The organism is Pseudomonas sp. B14-6, assembly GCF_013260315.1.
In the GTDB taxonomy this organism is placed as follows: Bacteria; Pseudomonadota; Gammaproteobacteria; order Pseudomonadales; family Pseudomonadaceae; genus Aquipseudomonas; species Aquipseudomonas mandelii.
Genome location: NZ_CP053929.1, coordinates 5,029,588 through 5,050,032, shown reverse-complemented (window position 1 = coordinate 5,050,032; position 20,445 = coordinate 5,029,588). Strand labels below are relative to the sequence as shown.

General features: G+C 60.1%; 11 protein-coding genes and 2 pseudogenes. 8 read left to right on the top strand and 5 right to left on the bottom strand.

Going from position 1 to position 20,445, the window contains the following annotated elements:
• Positions 1-218: 218 nt before the first annotated feature.
• A complete protein-coding gene (putP, locus tag HP062_RS23085) occupies positions 219-1,703 on the bottom strand; it encodes a sodium/proline symporter PutP (protein ID WP_010464334.1) in 1,485 nt (494 codons plus the stop codon).
• Between the two features lie 462 nt (positions 1,704-2,165).
• Here putP and putA point away from each other — a divergent pair, with 462 nt between their 5' ends.
• A complete protein-coding gene (gene putA, locus HP062_RS23080) occupies positions 2,166-6,116 on the top strand; it encodes a trifunctional transcriptional regulator/proline dehydrogenase/L-glutamate gamma-semialdehyde dehydrogenase (RefSeq protein WP_172792074.1) in 3,951 nt (1,316 codons plus the stop codon).
• A gap of 258 nt (positions 6,117-6,374) precedes the next feature.
• Positions 6,375-8,177: an acyl-CoA dehydrogenase gene (locus HP062_RS23075; protein WP_172792073.1), complete on the top strand. Its 1,803-nt coding sequence runs from the start codon at positions 6,375-6,377 to the stop codon at positions 8,175-8,177.
• 125 nt (positions 8,178-8,302) lie between these two features.
• Here the strand turns inward: HP062_RS23075 and HP062_RS31580 are convergent, their stop codons facing one another.
• The 4 genes and pseudogenes from HP062_RS31580 to HP062_RS23060 form a co-directional block, all read right to left on the bottom strand.
• Positions 8,303-9,010: a methyl-accepting chemotaxis protein gene (locus tag HP062_RS31580; RefSeq protein WP_372242828.1), complete on the bottom strand. Its 708-nt coding sequence runs from the start codon at positions 9,008-9,010 to the stop codon at positions 8,303-8,305.
• Positions 9,011-9,214: 204 nt separating this feature from the next.
• Positions 9,215-10,078 (bottom strand): annotated as a pseudogene (locus HP062_RS31575) (cache domain-containing protein); the annotation flags it as partial.
• A gap of 262 nt (positions 10,079-10,340) precedes the next feature.
• The gene (locus HP062_RS23065) at positions 10,341-10,643 is read right to left on the bottom strand and encodes a cell division protein ZapA (protein ID WP_010464343.1); all 303 of its coding nucleotides are present in this window, start codon (positions 10,641-10,643) and stop codon (positions 10,341-10,343) included.
• Positions 10,640-10,870 carry a hypothetical protein gene (locus tag HP062_RS23060; RefSeq protein ID WP_010464345.1) on the bottom strand — a complete coding sequence of 77 codons (231 nt, stop codon included), beginning with the start codon at positions 10,868-10,870 and terminating at the stop codon, positions 10,640-10,642. Before HP062_RS23060 ends, HP062_RS23065 begins: the two co-directional genes overlap by 4 nt.
• A gap of 208 nt (positions 10,871-11,078) precedes the next feature.
• Between HP062_RS23060 and HP062_RS31570 the strand changes: the two are divergent.
• The 6 genes and pseudogenes from HP062_RS31570 to trxC form a co-directional block, all read left to right on the top strand.
• A pseudogene (locus HP062_RS31570) lies at positions 11,079-11,867 on the top strand (MCP four helix bundle domain-containing protein); the annotation flags it as partial.
• Positions 11,868-11,897: 30 nt separating this feature from the next.
• Positions 11,898-12,770 (top strand): methyl-accepting chemotaxis protein, encoded by an 873-nt coding sequence (locus HP062_RS31565; protein ID WP_370654431.1) that lies wholly within the window; start codon positions 11,898-11,900, stop codon positions 12,768-12,770.
• Positions 12,771-13,056: 286 nt separating this feature from the next.
• Positions 13,057-14,799 (top strand): potassium/proton antiporter, encoded by a 1,743-nt coding sequence (locus HP062_RS23050; RefSeq protein ID WP_010464348.1) that lies wholly within the window; start codon positions 13,057-13,059, stop codon positions 14,797-14,799.
• Between the two features lie 34 nt (positions 14,800-14,833).
• Positions 14,834-18,184 (top strand): mechanosensitive channel MscK, encoded by a 3,351-nt coding sequence (mscK, locus tag HP062_RS23045; RefSeq protein ID WP_010464350.1) that lies wholly within the window; start codon positions 14,834-14,836, stop codon positions 18,182-18,184.
• Positions 18,185-18,232: 48 nt separating this feature from the next.
• A complete protein-coding gene (selO, locus tag HP062_RS23040) occupies positions 18,233-19,696 on the top strand; it encodes a protein adenylyltransferase SelO (RefSeq protein ID WP_154911978.1) in 1,464 nt (487 codons plus the stop codon).
• Positions 19,697-19,965: 269 nt separating this feature from the next.
• Positions 19,966-20,400, top strand: a complete 435-nt coding sequence (trxC, locus tag HP062_RS23035) for a thioredoxin TrxC (protein WP_010464355.1) — start codon at positions 19,966-19,968, stop codon at positions 20,398-20,400.
• Positions 20,401-20,445: the final 45 nt, after the last annotated feature.

Below are 20,445 nucleotides of genomic sequence, written 5' to 3'. Positions count from 1 at the left end.
CTGCAAAGTAGTGTGTTGCAGCTGATGACCTCTTCGCGGGCAAGCCTAGCGCCCACAGTTTTGTGGCGAATCTCCAACCCTGCAGGAGCGAGGCTTGCCCGCGAAAAGGCCATAAAAAACACCCAATCTTTTCCCGCAGACAAAAAAACGGCCCGCCTCCAAAAGGAAGCGGGCCGTTTTCATGTTCGGCGAAAGCTCAGAGCCTTAGCTCATCCCTATCACTTGTTCAGGCGGAAATCAGCCTCGGCAGCGGCGAAACGCTGAAGCATGCCTTGAGTCGGCGCGCCCAGCTTGCTGACGATGTAGATGGCCAGGCTGGCGAAGATGAAGCCCGGGATGATTTCGTACAGGCCCAGCAGTTCGAAGTGCTTCCAGACGATCACGGTGATCGCGCCGACCAGGATGCCGGCCAGTGCGCCGTTGCGGGTCATGTCTTTCCAGATCACGGAGATCAGGACCACCGGACCGAACGCAGCACCGAAACCGGCCCAGGCGTAGCTGACCAGACCCAATACGCGGTTTTCCGGGTTAGCGGCCAACGCGATGGCGATCAGGGCAACCAGCAGCACCATGGCGCGGCCGACCCAGACCAATTCAACCTGGGAAGCGGTTTTACGCAGGAAAGTTTTGTAGAAGTCTTCGGTCAGGGCGCTCGAGCACACCAACAGTTGGCAGCTCAAGGTGCTCATGACGGCAGCCAGAATGGCCGACAGCAGGACACCGGCAACCCATGGGTTGAACAGGATTTTCGCCAGTTCGATGAACACGCGCTCTGGGTTTTCGGTCACAGGGCCGGCCAGCTCGGGGTGTGCCGAGAAGTAAGCGATACCGAAGAAACCTACAGCGACGGTGCCGCCCAGGCACAGGATCATCCAGGCCATGGAAATGCGACGTGCCTTGGCGATCGACTTGACCGAATCCGCCGCCATGAAACGCGCGAGGATGTGCGGCTGGCCGAAGTAGCCCAGGCCCCAGCCCATCAGCGAGATGATGCCGATGAAGGTGGTGTTTTTCAGCATGTCGAAGTTGCTTGGATCCTGCGCTTCGATGGCCAGGAACGTGGTGTCGACGCCGCCGGTGGCCAGCAGCACGATGATCGGGGTCAGCAACAGGGCGAAGATCATCAGCGTGGCTTGTACGGTGTCCGTCCAGCTCACGGCCAGGAAACCGCCGACGAAGGTGTAGGCAATCGTCGCAGCAGCACCGGCCCACAGCGCGGTCTCGTAGGACATGCCGAAGGTGCTTTCGAACAGACGGGCGCCAGCCACAATGCCGGAAGCGCAGTAGATGGTGAAGAACACCAGGATCACGACGGCGGAAATGATCCGCAGCAGGCCGCTTTTGTCTTCGAAACGGCTGGAGAAGTAATCCGGCAGGGTCAGTGCATCGCCGTTGTGCTCAGTCTGCACGCGCAGACGGCCGGCGACGAACAGCCAGTTCAGGTAAGCACCGATGATCAGGCCGATGGCGATCCAGCTTTCGGACAGACCGGACATGTAGATGGCGCCCGGCAGGCCCATCAACAACCAGCCGCTCATGTCGGAAGCACCGGCAGACAATGCAGTCACGACGCTGCCCAGGCTACGACCGCCCAGAATGTAATCAGAAAGGTTGTTGGTGGAGCGATAGGCCATGAAGCCGATCAGCACCATTGCTGCGATGTAGATCACGAACGTGATCAGAGTTGGATTGCTAACGCTCATTAAGTTTCGCCCTGGCTTTGTTTTTATGTAGCGGCGGCTGGTGAACCGCGCGCAAACGACGACGTTTGACAGACGATTTCAGGTCCCGCGCATTTATGACTGATGTTTCCCCAGGAAAGCCATCAGCCGGTACACCAGTCTTTTATGACCGGTTGCACCTTGGCCGCGAATGCTATTCAACAAAGCAAATAAGGTGCAACCCATTTTTCGAGAATAAGTTGCACCTAGTCGGATTTACCTGAAAAACCCCTGTTTTTGCTCCCTTTTAGGGCAGTCCTGACGGTTTACTAGAATGAAAAGCACCAAGTCAGCGCGGTACGTTCGTTCCGGAATTTATTTCCTGACGAGCTGCCTATTATTCCGACAAAAAAAGGGTTGCACCCGGTTGCACCTCAAAGGTTGCCCAGCTAATCTTGCGGCCAGCTGATGCCACGCGGTCGTGGCAAACATGAGGATAAAAATATGGCTACCACCACCCTTGGGGTCAAACTTGACGACCCGACCCGCGAGCGCCTCAAGGCGGCCGCGACCTCGATTGATCGCACGCCGCACTGGCTGATCAAGCAGGCAATTTTCAATTACCTGGAAAAACTCGAGGGTGGTGCAACCCTGACCGAGCTGAGCGGTTTGACCAAGGATTCCGACGAAGCCGTCGATGCGCCTCTGGATCACGCCCACCAGTGCTTCCTCGAATTTGCTGAAAGCATCCTGCCGCAATCGGTGCTGCGCGCCTCGATCACTGCCGCTTACCGTCGCCCGGAACCTGAAGTGGTGCCGATGCTGATCGAGCAGGCGCGTCTGCCGGCGGCGATGGCCGAAGCCACTAACAAGCTCGCCTCCTCGATCGCCGAAAAACTGCGCAATCAGAAGAGCGCCGGCGGCCGTGCCGGAATTGTTCAGGGTCTGTTGCAGGAATTTTCCCTGTCGTCCCAGGAAGGCGTCGCGCTGATGTGCCTCGCCGAAGCGCTGCTGCGCATCCCGGACAAAGGCACCCGTGACGCGCTGATCCGCGACAAGATCAGCACCGGCAACTGGCACCCGCACTTGGGCAACAGCCCGTCGCTGTTCGTCAACGCCGCGACCTGGGGCTTGTTGCTGACCGGCAAACTGGTCGCCACCCACAATGAAGCGGGCCTGACTTCCTCCTTGAGCCGCATCATCGGCAAGAGCGGCGAGCCGATGATCCGCAAGGGCGTCGACATGGCCATGCGCCTGATGGGCGAGCAGTTCGTCACCGGCGAAACCATCGCCGAAGCCCTGGCCAATGCGAGCAAGTTCGAAGCCAAGGGTTTCCGCTATTCCTACGACATGCTGGGTGAAGCCGCACTCACCGAGCATGATGCCCAGAAATACCTGGCCTCGTACGAACAAGCCATCCACTCGATCGGCAAAGCCTCCCACGGTCGTGGGATTTATGAAGGTCCCGGCATTTCCATCAAGCTCTCGGCACTGCACCCGCGTTACAGCCGTGCGCAGTACGAGCGCGTGATGGACGAGTTGTACCCGCGCCTGCTGTCGCTGACCCTGCTGGCCAAGCAATACGACATCGGCCTGAACATCGACGCCGAAGAAGCCGACCGCCTCGAACTGTCGCTGGATCTGCTGGAGCGCCTGTGCTTCGAGCCACAACTGACCGGCTGGAACGGCATCGGTTTCGTGATCCAGGCTTATCAGAAGCGTTGCCCGTATGTGATCGACTACGTGATCGACCTGGCTCGTCGCAGCCGTCATCGCCTGATGATCCGCCTGGTAAAAGGCGCGTACTGGGACAGCGAAATCAAGCGCGCCCAGGTCGAGGGCCTGGAAGGCTATCCGGTCTACACCCGCAAGGTGTACACCGACGTTTCCTACATCGCTTGCGCACGCAAGCTGCTGTCGGTGCCGGAAGTCATCTACCCGCAGTTCGCCACGCACAACGCCCACACCCTGTCGGCTATTTACCATATTGCCGGTCAGAACTATTACCCGGGTCAGTACGAGTTCCAGTGCCTGCACGGCATGGGTGAACCGCTGTACGAACAGGTTGTAGGCAAAGTCTCCGAAGGCAAGTTGAATCGTCCGTGCCGCGTGTACGCCCCGGTCGGTACTCACGAAACGCTGTTGGCGTATCTGGTGCGTCGTCTGCTGGAAAACGGCGCGAACACTTCGTTCGTCAACCGCATCGCCGACCAATCCATTTCGATTCAGGAGCTGGTGGCCGATCCAGTGGCCAGCATCGAGCAGATGGCGACGCTGGAAGGCGGCTTCGGCCTGCCGCACCCGCGTATCCCGCTGCCGCGTGATCTTTATGGTGCCGAGCGCGCCAACTCCAGCGGCATCGACATGGCCAACGAACATCGTCTGGCTTCGCTGTCCTGTGCTTTGCTGGCCACCGCTCACAATCACTGGAAAGCCGCGCCGATGCTAGGTTGCGCGTCCAGCACTGAAACCCCGGCTCCGGTGCTGAACCCGTCGGATCTGCGTGACGTCGTCGGCCACGTACAGGAAGCAACCGTCGAAGACGTCGACAACGCGATCCAGTGCGCCCTGAACGCTGCACCGATCTGGCAGGCCACTCCGCCCGCCGAACGCGCTGCGATTCTGGAACGCGCCGCCGATTTGATGGAAGGCGAGATCCAGCCGCTGATGGGCCTGCTGGCTCGCGAAGCCGGCAAGACCTTCGCCAACGCCATCGCCGAAGTGCGTGAAGCCGTCGACTTCCTGCGTTATTACGCGGTGCAGGCGCGTAACGATTTCACCAACGACGCCCACCGCCCATTGGGTCCGGTGGTCTGCATCAGCCCGTGGAACTTCCCGCTGGCAATCTTCAGTGGCCAGGTAGCTGCTGCACTGGCCGCAGGCAACCCGGTATTGGCCAAGCCTGCGGAACAAACCCCGCTGGTAGCGGCTCAAGCCGTGCGTTTGCTGCTCGAAGCCGGGATTCCGGAAGGTGTGCTGCAACTGCTGCCGGGCCGTGGCGAAACCGTCGGCGCCCGTCTGGTCGGCGACGATCGGGTCAAAGGCGTGATGTTCACCGGCTCCACCGAAGTCGCTCGTTTGCTGCAACGCAATGTCGCCGGTCGCCTGGATGCACAGGGTCGTCCGATTCCGCTGATCGCCGAAACCGGTGGCCAGAACGCGATGATCGTCGACTCTTCGGCACTGACCGAACAGGTGGTGATCGATGTGGTGTCGTCAGCTTTCGACAGCGCCGGCCAACGTTGCTCGGCCCTGCGCGTGCTGTGCCTGCAGGAAGATTCCGCTGACCGTGTGATCGAAATGCTCAAGGGCGCCATGGCTGAATGCCGTCTGGGCAACCCTGAGCGCCTGTCCGTGGACATCGGCCCGGTGATCGACGCCGAAGCCAAGGCCGGCATCGAGAAGCACATCCAGGCCATGCGCGACAAAGGTCGCAACGTGTATCAGGTGGCCATCGCCAACAGCGAAGAAGTCAAACGCGGCACCTTCGTGATGCCGACCCTGATCGAACTGGAAAGCTTCGACGAACTGCAACGGGAGATCTTCGGTCCGGTGCTGCACGTTGTTCGCTACAAGCGCAAAGACATCGATCAACTGATCGGTCAAATCAACGCTTCGGGTTATGGCCTGACCTTGGGTGTGCACACCCGGATCGACGAGACCATCGCCAAGGTGATCGACAACGTCAACGCCGGTAACGTCTACGTAAACCGCAACATCGTGGGTGCTGTGGTTGGCGTACAGCCGTTCGGTGGCGAAGGCTTGTCGGGCACCGGCCCGAAGGCCGGTGGTCCGCTGTACCTGTACCGTTTGCTGTCGACGCGTCCTACCGATGCCATCGAACAATCCTTCGCTCGCGGCGACGCCATCGCAGCACCGGATGTCCGTTTGCGTGATGCCATGAGCAAACCACTGACCGCCCTGAAGGCGTGGGCCGACAGCAACACGTTTGCAGACCTGAGCACGCTGTGTGTGCAGTTCGCGGCGCAGTCGCAAAGCGGCATCACCCGTGTCCTCGCTGGCCCGACTGGCGAGCGCAACAGCTACGCCATCCTGCCGCGTGAACACGTGCTGTGCCTGGCGGAAGTCGAAGGCGATCTGCTGACGCAGCTGGCGGCGGTATTGGCTGTCGGCGGTTCGGCGGTGTGGCCGGAAGCTGAATTGACCAAGGCGGTGTTCGCACGTCTGCCGAAGGAAGTTCAGGCGCGAATCAAGCTTGTTTCCGACTGGAGCAAGGACGAAGTGGTGTTTGATGCGGTTCTGCATCATGGCCATTCCGACCAGCTGCGTGCGGTGTGCCAGCAAGTGGCCAAGCGTGCCGGGGCGATTGTCGGGGTTCATGGTCTGTCGCAGGGCGAGACCAGCATTGCGCTGGAGCGTCTGGTGATTGAGCGGGCGTTGAGCGTCAACACCGCTGCGGCGGGTGGTAACGCCAGCTTGATGACCATCGGCTAAACCGCAACAAAACCGGGCAACCGCAATGGCTGCCCGGTATGCAAAACCCTGTAGGAGTGAGTCTGCTCGCGATAGCGCTCTGTCATCCGACCTATTTATTGGATGACACACCGCTATCGCGAGCAGGCTCACTCCTACAGTTGTTTTGGGGTGTCTGCTAAGTTGCTGCGCGGCTCCACCATCACGCTCATCAATCATCCTGTTCAGCTTTTATTCTCACGCCTAGACTCGGTCCATTCCAAAAAAAGGTAGGCCGCCATGTCCGAGACGCTGCTCAGTTCCCGCAATCTGGCTTTCGAGCTGTACGAAGTCCTCGATGCCGAGGGCCTGACCCAGCGTGAGCGTTTTGCCGAGCACAACCGCGAAACCTTCGATGCCGCCATCGGCACGGCCCGAAACATCGCCGAGAAGTTCTTCGCGCCACACAACCGCAAGAACGACGAGAACGAGCCGCGCTACGAGAACGGTCAGGCGATTCTGATTCCGGAAGTAAAACCGGCGGTGGATGCGTTTCTCGAAGCCGGTTTCCTCAACGCGGCGCGCAGCTTCGACGCCGGCGGCATGCAACTGCCTACGCTGCTGTCCCAGGCCTGCTTCGCGCATTTCCAATCGGCCAACGCGGCATCGACCTCGTACCCGTTCCTGACCATGGGCGCGGCGAACCTGATTGAAAGCTTCGGCACCGATGAGCAGAAGCAGCGTTTCCTGCAACCGATGATTGACGGTCGCTTCTTCGGCACCATGGCCCTGACCGAACCGCACGCCGGTTCTTCGCTGTCGGATATTCGTACACGCGCCGAGCCTGCGTCTGACGGCACCTATCGACTCAAGGGCAACAAGATTTTCATCTCCGGTGGCGATCACCCGCTCTCGGAGAACATCGTGCACATGGTCCTGGCGAAACTGCCGGATGCACCGGCCGGGGTGAAAGGGATTTCGTTGTTTATCGTGCCCAAGTTCCTGGTCAACGATGACGGCAGCCTCGGCAAGCGCAACGACGTCTTGCTGGCAGGCCTGTTTCACAAGATGGGCTGGCGCGGCACCACCTCCACCGCGCTGAACTTCGGCGATAACGGTGAGTGCGTCGGCTATCTGGTGGGCAAGGCGCACCACGGTCTGAGCTACATGTTCCAGATGATGAACGAGGCGCGGATCGGCGTCGGCATGGGCGCGGTGATGCTCGGTTATGCCGGGTATCTGTATTCCCTGGAGTACGCCCGCGAACGTCCGCAAGGTCGCGTGCCGGACAGCAAGGATCCGAATACCGCGCCAGTGGCGATCATTCAGCACGCCGACGTCAAGCGCATGCTGCTGACGCAGAAAGCCTATGTCGAAGGCTCGTTCGACCTTGGGTTGTATGCGGCGCGACTGTTCGATGACACCACGACGCTGGAGGCCGAAGACCAGCGCAAACAGGCGCACGAACTGCTGGATTTGCTGACACCCATCGTCAAATCCTGGCCCTCGGAGTTTTGCCTGAAGGCCAACGAACTGGCGATCCAGATTCTCGGCGGCCACGGCTACACCCGCGAATACCCGGTGGAGCAGTATTACCGCGACAACCGTTTGAACCCGATCCACGAAGGCACGCACGGTATTCAGTCGCTGGATTTGCTGGGACGCAAACTGGCGCAGAACGGAGGGGCGGGGCTCAAGCAGCTGATCCGCTTGATTGCCAACACTGCCGAACGCTCGCAGGCACATGAGTCATTGACTGCGCTGCGTGAACCGCTGGAGAAGCTGGTCGCGCGCCTGCAAACGGTGACCATCGGCTTGCTGATGGATCTGGGCCAAGGCAAGGTCAACAGCAGTCTGGCGAACTCGGCGCTGTACCTGAAAGTGTTCGGGCACACGGTGATCGGCTGGCGCTGGCTGGAACAGGCGATTCGCGCCGAGGAAGGGTTGGCGAAGGGGAATGCGGCGGATGTGAGCTTCTATAAAGGCAAGCTGCAGGCGGCGCGGTATTTCCTGACCTGGGAAGTGCCGGGTTGCCACCATGAGCTGGCGATTCTTGAGGCTCGGGATGATGTTTGCCTGACGATGCAGGATGAGTGGTTCTGATCAGAATTTTTTGCTGCTGCTGAAATCCAATCGCGAGCAGGCTCGCTCCCACAGGGTCAAGTGTTCACAGATCCAATGTGGGAGCGAGCCTGCTCGCGATGACGTCAGCACAAACAACATATTTATCAGCTCAGCTTGAACCCACCCATCTGCCGCGCCAGATCATCCGCCAACCGCTGCAATGTCTGACAGTCTTCGCGACAAGCCCTGACTTCCCCCGCCGTCGCCCGGGCCAAATCGGAAATGCCCTGCACATTGCGGTTGATCTCCTCCGTCACCGCCGATTGCTCCTCCGTGGCCGTCGCCACTTGATGGTTCATGTCGCTGATGCGCTCGACCTGACCGGTAATCGCCGTCAACGACGCGCCAGTGCGCTGGCTCGATTCCACGCCGGTGCCTGTTGCTGCCTTCCCGGAGTGCATGGATGAAACGGCATTCTCCGCGCCCTGCTTGAGGCTGCCGATCATCTGCTGGATCTCATCGGTCGACGACTGCGTGCGCCGCGCCAACGTGCGCACTTCATCCGCCACGACCGCAAATCCACGGCCCATGTCTCCGGCCCGCGCGGCTTCGATGGCCGCGTTCAGTGCCAGTAAATTGGTTTGCTCGGAGATCCCGCGAATCACTGCCAGCACCTGATCGATGGATGCGACCTGATCAGCCAATTCGCCGACGGCACTGGCGGCGATGCCGATTTCGTCGGACATGCTTTCTATATGCCGGATCGACCCACCGACCACTTCCCGCGCCTGCATCGCTTCATCGCGAGCGTTCTGTGAAGCGACCGCGGCGTTACCCGCGTTCTGGGCGATTTCCTGCACGGTCAGGCCCATCTCATGAACAGCGGTGGCGACCATATCGGTCATTTCCTGCTGACGACCGGAGCGCTCGGCGGTGTTGTCCACGACCTTCGCCACTTGGCTGACCGCCGTGCGCAAACGCTCGCTGGTGGTCAGCACTTCACCGATCATCTCGCGCTGACTGTCGAGGAATCGATTAAAGCCTCGCGCCAGGTCACCCAGTTCATCGGCGCGGCTGGAATCTAACCGGTGGGTCAAATCTCCACCACCGCTACCAATGGCTACCAGCGCCGCTGTTACCTGACGGATCGGCCGCACCAGGCCACGGGCCAGTAATACCACCAGCAACAGACACACCAGCGCCACCGCCAGACCAATGCCGCTGCTCATCCACATGGCGCGACGCGCTTCGGCGTAGATCTGCGACTGTGGCACTTCGGCCACCAGGGTCCAGCCCAGATCCCGCAACGGCAGGCTCAACGCCAGATAATCTTCGCCATCGCGGACAAAGCTGCTGTTGGTGGCAACTTTTTGACCCATGACCGATTGTGCGGCGGGCGCGCCGATTTGCTCGGCCAGCGTGCGCTTGCCGCTGAACTGCGCCTCAGGGTGAACCTGGATCAAACCGTCGGAACGCACGAGATAGACCTTGCCGCGCTCACCGAAGTTGAAATTGTGAATCAGCTCCGACAGCTCTTTCATGCTCAACCCAAGCCCGGCAACGCCCACGACTTTACCGGCCTGCTCGACCTTGAGGTCGATGAACAGCGCCAATTCTCCGGTCGCGGTGTCATTGTCGATATTGAGGGTGCGTGGCTGGTTACTGTCGAGGAACGCGTAGAACCAGGCGTCCTTGGGGTTGGTACGGCTGAGGGTCCGGTCCAGGCCTTTTTCAGTGAAGTAATGGTTTGAAGCCGTGCCGACGATCAGCGCGGTAAAGGCTTTGTGTTCGGCCCGGATGCCTTCCAGATACTGGACGAACGCGGCGGTCTGGGCACTGTTTTCACCCCCGGCCAACCAGTCGCGCACCATGCTGTTGCTGGCGATGTCCTTGGCGGCGGTGAGGGGTTGGACGAGGATTCGTTCGATGTCGTTGCGCATCGCTTCGATGCTGGACGGCAGTGCCTGTTCGACCAGATAGCTCTGGGCAAGGCGGTTGACCACGAGGGTATAAATGCCAACCACGATCAGGATGCTGACCAGCAGGGCGGTGCCCATACTGAGGATCAACTGCCATTGAATACTGCGTCGCCAGAACTGCATGGAGCACCCCCAAAGAATAAGAGGCTGAAACACTGCAACAGCCGTGCCGATTGTATACAACTAAAACGACAATCTATTCTTTGGTTGTGCGCAAAGCCGATCAGGCCTGATTGATCGTCTTGGAGATCACTTCAACCGTGGCGCTGACTTGCTCTTGGTAACGGTCGAGTTCCTGCTTGTGCTGCTTTTGCATTTCGATCTGCTGGGAACACAGATTCATCGCAGCCAATACCAGCAGTCGGTCACCGATCAGTGTCGGGTACTTCCTTTTGGTGTCGGCCAAGGCAGCTTTCAACATCATCGCGGCGTCCAGCAGGGTTTGCTCTTCCCCGGCCGGCGCCTTGATCGAATAGTCCTCCCCCAGGATCGAGACGACTTTTACCCCTGCGGCGCCGTGATTCATGCGCTGACCGGGCCGGCGCTGACGCGCTCAACCAGGGCCTGGATGCGGGCTGCGGTGGCCCCTTGTTTCTCTTCCTGTTCCATCAGGTTCAGTTGCAGGCTTTCGTTTTCATCCTTGGCCTGGGCCAGTTCTGTGCTCAGGGTCTGGTTGGTGGCGAGCAGGGTTTGGTTCTGTTGCACCAGGTCGCTGACCAGCTGTTCCAATTGACTAAGGGATGCTTCCAACATTTTGATTTTCCAAGCATTTCAAAGGGCGCGTACGATAAAGAAAAGTCACCACCGATGCCAGGGTTATTGGGACGCAAGGCCTTGATTTTCCTGGCGGGCGACCTTCCTCGCGAGCTTTAAAGACTGTGATTGGCGAATCTGGTTCCTGCACTTCGTCGCCGGAGCGGTTGTGCGACAAAAACGCGCAGGCCCTCAAGACTTTAGTCGTATGACCGATAAGTCACCCATACGTCAGCTTCAGCGCCGCACGGGTGCGCTCACTTTGGTAAACACCATGTCCCTTCGTAATATGAATATCGCACCGCGGGCGTTCCTCGGTTTCGCCCTGATTGGCGGTTTGATGCTGGTTCTGGGGGTGTTTGCCTTGAACCAGATGAGCAAGATTCGCGGCGCCGGCGAAGACATTGCCTCCATGAGCGTGCCGAGCATCAAAAGCCTGGACGAATTCACTCAACTGACCCTGCGCCTGCGGGTGCTGTCCTACCGCTTGCTGGTGAACCGCGAACCAGACGTGCAGCAGAAAACCTTCGAGCTGTTCGATCTGCGTAATCAGCAGATTCGTGACGCGCAGAAAGTCTACGAACCGCTGATCGAGGGCCCGCAAGAGCGTGCCGCCTACGATCAGTACGTGCAGTTGCTGGCGCAATACCGCCAACTTGAAGACCGCATGAAGACCCTCTCGCGCAACAATCAGGTCGATGAACTGCGCACAATGCTCAATAGCGAATTGCTCTCCAACTCCGAGGCCGTCAACGCGGCACTGGCCAAGTTGCTCGAAATCAATACGCAACAGATCGAAGTCACCGACACCCGGGCCGGCGAACAGTATTCAACGTCGCTCAACCTGGTGATCACCTTATTGGTTATTGCCAGCGGCCTTACCCTGCTGTTCGCCTGGCTCCTGACCAACAGCATCACCAAACCGATTGCCAACGCCTTGAGCGCGGCCGAAGAAATCGCCGAAGGCAACCTGACTCGCCCGATTCATGTCGATGGCGATGACGAAGCCGGCCGCTTGCTGCTGGCCATGTCGAAGATGCAGGAGAAGCTGCGTGACACCCTGCAGCGGATTTCCGGCTCGGCCACGCAACTGGCGTCCGCCGCTGAAGAGCTGAACAGCGTCACCGACGAAAGCGCCCGTGGCCTGACCCAGCAGAACAACGAAATCGAACAGGCCGCCACCGCTGTCAATGAAATGACCAGCGCCGTGGAAGAAGTCGCGCGCAACGCTGTGAGCACGTCCGAAGCCTCGAAGAACGCCACCACCTCGGCCGGTGACGGCCGAGACCTGGTGCAGGAAACCGTCAGCGCCATCGAACGCATGAGCGCCGATGTGCAGAGCACCGCGACCTTGATTGGTGATCTGGCCAACGAGTCCCGTGACATCGGCAAGGTGCTGGACGTGATCCGTGGACTGGCTGACCAGACCAACCTGCTGGCGTTGAACGCAGCGATTGAAGCCGCGCGTGCCGGTGAAGCTGGACGTGGCTTCGCAGTGGTGGCGGATGAGGTGCGTGCACTGGCGCATCGCACTCAGCAGTCGACCAGCGAGATCGAACGCATGATCGGCAGCATTCAGAGCGGCACCGAACATGCGGTGAACTCGATGCGCAACAGCACCGAACGTGCTGAATCGACCTTGAACATCGCCCGCGGTGCAGGTCTTTCGCTGGATACGATCAACAGTGCCATTGTCGAGATCAACGAGCGCAACCTGGTAATTGCCAGCGCGGCCGAAGAACAGGCGCAGGTCGCCCGTGAAGTGGATCGCAATCTGGTGAATATCCGTGATTTGTCGGTGCAATCGGCGACCGGGGCGAATCAGACGAGTGCGGCGAGCAATGAGTTGTCGCGATTGGCGCTGGACCTGAACAACATGGTTGGGCGGTTTAGCCTCTAACCGCCGACACCTTTTCTGTGGCGAGGGAGTTTGCTCCCGTTCGGCTGCGAAGCAGTCGCCAATCAGCCTGCGCGTTGAATCTGTTTCACCGCGCCGCCTCTTCGGGGTCGCTGCGCGATCCAACGGGAGCAAGCTCCCTCGCCACAGGGATCATGCTCAATCCGGGTGACGTTGTCGCTGCTGCAAAAGCTTTTTGACAGCATCACATTTCAACAGGTTAGAATCGCTGGCACGCAGACTGCATGGTCAGTTTTTGCCCGCCTTTCAGCTTTCTGGAGTACTGCCTTTGAATGCGACGACCATCAACAGCCTGTTCTTGATCGGCGCGTTGCTGGTAGGTGCGAGCATTCTGGTGAGTTCACTTTCCTCGCGCCTCGGCATCCCGATTCTGGTGATCATCCTCGCCGTGGGCATGGCCGCCGGCGTCGACGGCGGCGGCATTATCTTTGATAACTACCCCACGGCTTATCTGGTCGGCAACCTCGCCCTCGCGGTGATCCTGCTCGATGGTGGCTTGCGCACACGCGTATCCAGCTTTCGCGTGGCGTTGTGGCCGGCGTTGTCGCTGGCCACGGTCGGGGTGTTGATCACCACCGCGCTGACCGGCATGGCCGCCGCCTGGCTGTTCAACCTGAACATGATCCAGGGTTTGCTGATCGGTGCCATCGTCGGCTCGACCGACGCCGCGGCAGTGTTCTCGCTGCTGGGCGGTAAAGGCCTGAACGAACGGGTGACTGCCAGCCTCGAAATCGAATCCGGCAGCAACGACCCGATGGCGGTGTTTCTCACCGTCACCCTGATCGACATGCTCGCCAGCGGCCAGACGGGCCTGCATTGGAGCCTGCTCGGGCATTTCGTGCGTGAATTCGGCATCGGGGCCGTGATCGGCCTCGGCGGTGGCTGGGTCATGCTGCAATTGGTCAACCGGATCAACCTCGCCAACGGCCTCTACCCGATTCTGGTGATTGCCGGCGGCCTGGCCGTCTTCGCCCTGACCAACGCCTTGCATGGCAGTGGCTTCCTGGCGGTTTACCTCTGCGGCCTGGTGATCGGCAATCGTCCGGTGCGCAGCCGTCACGGCATTCTCCACATGCTCGACGGCATGGCCTGGTTGGCACAGATCGGCATGTTCCTGGTGCTGGGGCTGCTGGTGACGCCGCATGACCTGTTGCCGATCGCCCTGCCCGCGCTGGGTCTGGCGCTGTGGATGATTCTGTTTGCACGGCCGCTGTCGGTGCTGGTCGGCCTGCTGCCGTTCAAGGCGTTCCATGGCCGCGAGAAGGCGTTTATTTCCTGGGTCGGCCTACGCGGCGCGGTCCCGATCATTCTGGCGGTGTTCCCGCTGATGGCCGGCCTGCCGGATGCCCAGCTCTACTTCAACCTTGCCTTCTTTATCGTGCTGGTGTCGCTGCTGGTGCAGGGCACGAGCCTGCCGTGGGTGGCGAAACTTTTGAAAGTGACCGTTCCGCCGGAGCCGGCACCGATCTCGCGCGCAGCGCTGGAAGTGCACGTTACCAGCGAGTGGGAGTTGTTCGTTTATCGCCTCGGCGCCGAGAAATGGTGCATCGGTTCGCCCCTTCGCGAGCTGAAAATGCCCGACGGCACGCGTATCGCCGCTCTGTTTCGTGGTCAGCAACTGCTCCATCCGTCGGGTAGTACGGTGCTCGAAGTCGATGATTTGCTGTGTGTGATCGGCCACGAGCACAATCTTCCAGCCCTCGGAAAGCTCTTCAGTCAGGCACCGCAGCGCGGCCTCGATTTGCGCTTCTTCGGCGACTTCGTGCTCGAAGGAGACGCCCAGCTGGCCGCGGTTGCGGCACTGTACGGGTTGAAAGTCGAAGGCATCGATCCAGACATGTCCCTGGGTCGATTCATTGCCCAGAAAGTCGGCGGTGCTCCCGTCGTCGGTGACCAGGTGGAGTGGAACAACACCATCTGGACCGTTGCGGTCATGGAAGGGAACAAGATCGGCAAAGTGGGCGTCAGATTCCCCGAAGGAAGTCGCCCCGGCCCGGGCTTGTTCCTCTAAACTCCAACCTTCGTCTCGTTTTCGATCGGTCTCTATGCCAACCCTGCGCACTTTTTTCATCATGGCCCTGTTGGGCTTGAGTCTTTCTGTCGGTACGTTGCAAGCGGCTGGACCGCCGACCAGCGAAGCCGTGCAGGCGAGTCTGGACAAGATCGCCGATCGCAAACTGCCGGAAGCGGATCAAAAAGCGTTGCAGGGCATCCTGCAAAACACGCTGACTCAGCTCAATAACAAGCGCGATTACGATCAGAAATTGATCGATCTGAAGCAGCAACTGGCCACCGCTCCCAAGCAGAACATCGAGAACCAGCGGGAATTGGCGCGGCTGAAAGCCAGCAAGGCACAGCCAGTTGCGCAGCGCTACGCCAACCAGTCGGTCCAGCAGCTCGAGCAAGTGCTCACCGAGCGCTCGACCCAGCAAAGCGATCTGCAGAAAGCACTGGCCGACGCCAACAGTCTGGTGATTACCGCCCAGACACGACCCGAGCGCGCCCAGGCTGAAATTTCCACCAGCCAGACGCGCATCCAGCAGATCAACAACATTCTCAAGGCCGGCAAAGACAACGGCAAAGCCTTGAGCGGCGAACAGCGTGACCAGCTCAACGCCGAGCTTGCGGCACTGAATGCCTTGATCCCGCTGCGCCGCGAGGAGCTGGCCGGTAACAGCCAGTTGCAGGACCTGGGCAACAGCCAGCATGATTTGCTCACGGAAAAAACCGATCGCCTGGATCAGGAAATCCAGGAGTTGCAGACCCTGATCAATCAGAAGCGCCTGGCCCACTCCCAAGAGGCCGTCACCCAACAATCCATAGAAGCGCAGAAATCCGGCAGCAGCAGCTTGCTGGCCACCGAAAGCGCGGCGAACCTGAAACTCTCTGACTACCTGCTCAAAAACACCGACCGCCTCAACGCAATCACCCAGCAAAACCTGCAAACCAAACAGCAACTGGACAGCGTGACCCAAAGCGATTCGGCCCTGGACGAGCAGATCAGCGTACTCAAGGGCAGCCTGCTGCTCTCCAAGATTCTCTACAAACAGAAGGCGGCCCTGCCGCGCCTCAAACTCGACCGCGACCTCGCTGACCAGATCGCCGACATTCGCCTGTTTCAATTCGAAGTCAGCCAGCAACGGGAGCTGCTCAACAACCCGGCAACCTACGTCGACAATCTGTTGGCGACCCAACCGCCGGAGCAAGTCACCCCGCAACTGCGCAAGAGCCTGCTGGAGCTGGCCACCACCCGCGCAGACCTGCTGGAGCGCCTCAACCGCGAACTGAGCGCGGTGCTCAACCAATCCATCACCCTGCAACTCAACCAGAAGCAACTGCTCAGTACCACGCAAAGCCTGCGGGCGACGCTCGATGAGCAGATGTTCTGGATCCCCAGCAACAAGCCGCTGGATCTGGAATGGATGCACGGCGTACCGGAGCGTTTGCAACGGCAGGTCACCACGCTGCCGTGGGCTTCCAGCCTGAGCGAATTGAGCGATGGCCTGATCCAGCGGCCGTTGTTGTTCCTGCCCCTGGTGTTGCTGATCGGCGCCCTGCTGTGGCGGCGTAAAAGCCTGTACGCCCGACTGAGCAAAGTTCACCAGGACATCGGCCACTTCAAGCGTGACAGCCAATGGCACACGCCGCAGGCCATCTTGATCAATATTCTGCTGGCGATGCCGGTCTCGCTGGGCCTGGCCTTGTGCGGCCTGGCCCTGCAGATCGACGCCCGCGGGCAGAACGCCAACATGGGCGCGGCGCTGCTGCAAATGGCCCAGGCCTGGCTGGTGTTCTACACCGCTTACCGGATTCTCGCGCCGGGCGGCGTGGCTGAACTACATTTCCGCTGGGAAAAACCCCAGGTCGAATTCCTTCAGGGCTGGGTCCGCCGACTCGGGTTGGTGGTGATGGCATTGGTTGCCGTGGTGGCGGTTGCCGAACTGCAGCCCTCGACGCTGGCGGATGACGTGCTCGGCATGCCCGTGGTGCTGACCTGCTACGCCTTGATGGCCTGGCTGCTCAGCCGCCTGCTGGTCAGCAGCCCGACGCACCAGAACGCTTCGCTGTTCCGCAAAGCAGTCGGGGTCCTGTTTACCATCCTGCCCGTGGCATTGTTCGTGGCGGTGTGCTTCGGCTACTACTACACCGCGCTGAAGCTCAGCGACCGGTTGATCAACACCCTTTACCTGCTGATGTTCTGGCTGGTGATCGAAGCCACGTTCGTTCGTGGCCTCAGCGTGGCGGCACGACGCCTGGCCTACCAACGCGCCCTGGCCAAACGCCAGGCGGCGAAAGAGGCCGGCGACGGCGAAGCGGTGATCGAAGAGCCGACGCTGGACATCGAGAAGGTCAACGAACAGTCCCTGCGCCTGATTCGCCTGGCACTGCTGGGCGGATTCATCGCGGCGCTGTATTGGGTCTGGTCCGATCTGATTTCGGTGTTTTCGTACCTGGACAACGTCACCCTCTACGAATACACCAGCGGCACCGGCGCCAATATGAGCATGGTGCCGATCAGCATCGGCGACATGCTCGGCGCGCTGATCATCATCGGCATCACATTCGCTCTGGCGCGCAACTTGCCGGGGCTGCTGGAAGTGCTGGTGCTGTCGAAGTTGAACCTGGCGCAGGGCAGCGCCTATGCCACGACCACGTTGCTGTCCTATGCGATCGCCGGCATCGGTTTCGTCTCGACCCTGTCCACCCTCGGCGTGAGCTGGGACAAGTTGCAATGGCTGGTGGCGGCGTTGTCGGTCGGCCTCGGCTTTGGCATGCAGGAGATCTTCGCCAACTTCATCTCCGGCATCATGATTCTGTTCGAACGCCCGGTGCGGATCGGCGACACCATCACCATCGGCAACCTGTCGGGCACGGTCAGCAAGATCCGTATCCGCGCCACAACCATCACCGACTTCGACCGCAAGGACATCATTGTCCCGAACAAGACGTTCATCACCGGGCAACTGATCAACTGGTCCCTGACCGACACCATTACCCGGGTGACCCTCAAGCTCGGCGTCGATTACGGTTCAGACCTGGACCTGGTGAAAGAGCTGCTGCTCAAAGCCGCGCGCGATAACCCACGCGTCCTGAAAGACCCGGAACCCCACGTGTACTTCCTGAACTTCGGTGAAAGCACCCTCGACCACGAGTTGCGCATGCACGTGCGTGACCTCGGTGACCGCAACCCGGTGCTGGACGAGGTCAACCGCTTCATCAATCGCGAGTTCAAGAAGCAGCACATCAACATCTCGTTCCGGCAGATGGAGGTTTACCTCAAGAACCTTCAAGGCCAGGAATACAAAATGGTGCCGATCGATCCCGAGTCCAAAACCATCGCGCCGCTGGTGGATAGCAAGGCGCCGCAAGAGCCGCCGCCCACCAAACTCGACTAACGGCCCTATCCCTAGCAGAATGCTCGGACATTCTGCTGGAGATGGCCGTTGAAACCTCTCGACGAACTGACCTTCGATAATCGCTTCGCCCGCCTGGGCGATACGTTTTCCGCCCATGTGCTGCCCGAGCCCATCGACAACCCGCGCCTGGTGGTGGCCAGCCCAGCAGCCATGGCGTTGCTCGACCTCGACCCGGCCGTGGCCGACACCCGGGAGTTCGCCGAACTGTTCAGCGGCCACAAGCTCTGGGCCGACGCGGTGCCTCGGGCGATGGTTTATTCCGGGCATCAGTTCGGTTCCTACAACCCGCAGCTGGGCGACGGTCGCGGTTTGTTGCTGGGCGAGGTCTACAACGAGGCCGGCGAACACTGGGACCTGCACCTCAAGGGCGCCGGTCAGACACCCTTTTCGCGCATGGGCGATGGACGCGCGGTACTGCGCTCGTCGATCCGCGAGTTTCTCGCCTCCGAAGCACTGAATGCCCTGAACATCCCGACCACCCGCGCCCTGTGCGTGATCGGCTCCGACACCCCGGTGTGGCGCGAGAAGCAGGAACGCGCGGCCATGGTCCTGCGCCTGGCGCCGAGCCATGTGCGCTTCGGGCATTTCGAATATTTCTACTACACCAAACGCCCCGAGAAGCAGAAAGAACTCGGCGAGCACGTATTGGCCATGCATTTCCCCGAGTGCCTGGAACAACCGGAACCGTATCTGGCGATGTTCCGCGAAATCGTCGAGCGCAATGCCGAGCTGATCGCCAAATGGCAGGCGTATGGCTTCTGCCACGGCGTGATGAACACCGACAACATGTCGATCCTTGGCATCACCTTCGACTTCGGACCGTTCGCCTTTCTCGACGACTTCGACGCCCATTTCATCTGCAATCACTCGGATGATCAGGGCCGGTATTCCTTCAGCAACCAGGTGCCGATCGGCCAGTGGAACCTCAGCGCCCTCGCCCAGGCACTGACGCCGTTCATCAGCGTCGACGCCCTGCGCGAAACCCTTGGCCTGTACCTGCCGCTGTACCAGGCCCACTACCTGGACCTGATGCGCCGCCGCCTCGGCCTCACCACCGCTGAAGATGATGACCAGAAACTGCTGGAACACCTGCTGCAACTGATGCAGAACAGCGGCGTCGATTACACCTTGTTCTTCCGTCGCCTGGGGGATGAATCACCGGAACTGGCCGTCGCCCGCTTGCGCGATGACTTCGTCGACATCAAAGGCTTCGATGCCTGGGCCGAGCTGTATGTCGCCCGGGTTGCCCGCGAAGGCGAGATAGATCAGGAGCAGCGGCGCAAGCGGATGCATGCCGTCAATCCGCTGTACATCCTGCGCAACTATCTGGCGCAGAAAGCCATCGATGCGGCAGAGAGCGGCGACTATTCAGAGGTTCGGCGACTGCATGCGGTGTTGAGCAATCCATTCGACGAGCAAGCGGGGATGGAAAGCTACGCCGAGCGGCCGCCAGAGTGGGGGAAGCATTTGGAGATCAGTTGTTCGTCGTGAGGGTGGTCAGTCCAGGGATCAATGGCGCTGACGACGCGAGCAACGATGTCTGCCATCGTAACGTCATCAAGTCGCTCAATGAACCTGGCTGAGCCGTCGCGCGCACGCTGCTCAATATCAAAACTACGTACCTGATTACAAACCGCGACACCGTTTGTTTCTCCCGAATATGTGAGCATCACCGTGCCTGCCCGGTTGTGTTGTCTTGATAAACGTAGCGTGCGACTCCAAATCAGTTTTAGACAGCCCAAACATTCAGAGCTCCGACCATGACCGACCCACTCCTCATCCCCTGCCCCCACTGCAACGGCCTCAACCGCATCCCCGCCGAACGCCTCAACGACCATCCAAAGTGCGGCCGCTGCAAGGCCCAGGTCCTGCTGAGCAAGCCGTTCGAATTGAAGCAAGGCGATTACGCCAGTCAGATCAAGGGTGATCTGCCGCTGCTGGTGGACGTGTGGGCGCAGTGGTGTGGGCCGTGCAAGTCGTTTGCGCCGGTGTTCGAGCAGGCGGCAGGGCAATTGGCGGGTAAGTGTCGGCTGGCCAAGCTGGACAGCGAGGCGAATCAGCAATTGTCGGCGCAGTTGGGGATTCGCTCGATTCCGAGTCTGATTCTGTTCAAGAACGGCCGGGAAGTGGCGCGTCAGAGCGGGGCGTTTCCGTTACCGCAGTTGATGAGCTGGTTGCGTAGCCAAGGGATCTGAACGAGATTTCGTCATCACCCCGCAACTGTAGGAGCGAGGCTTGCC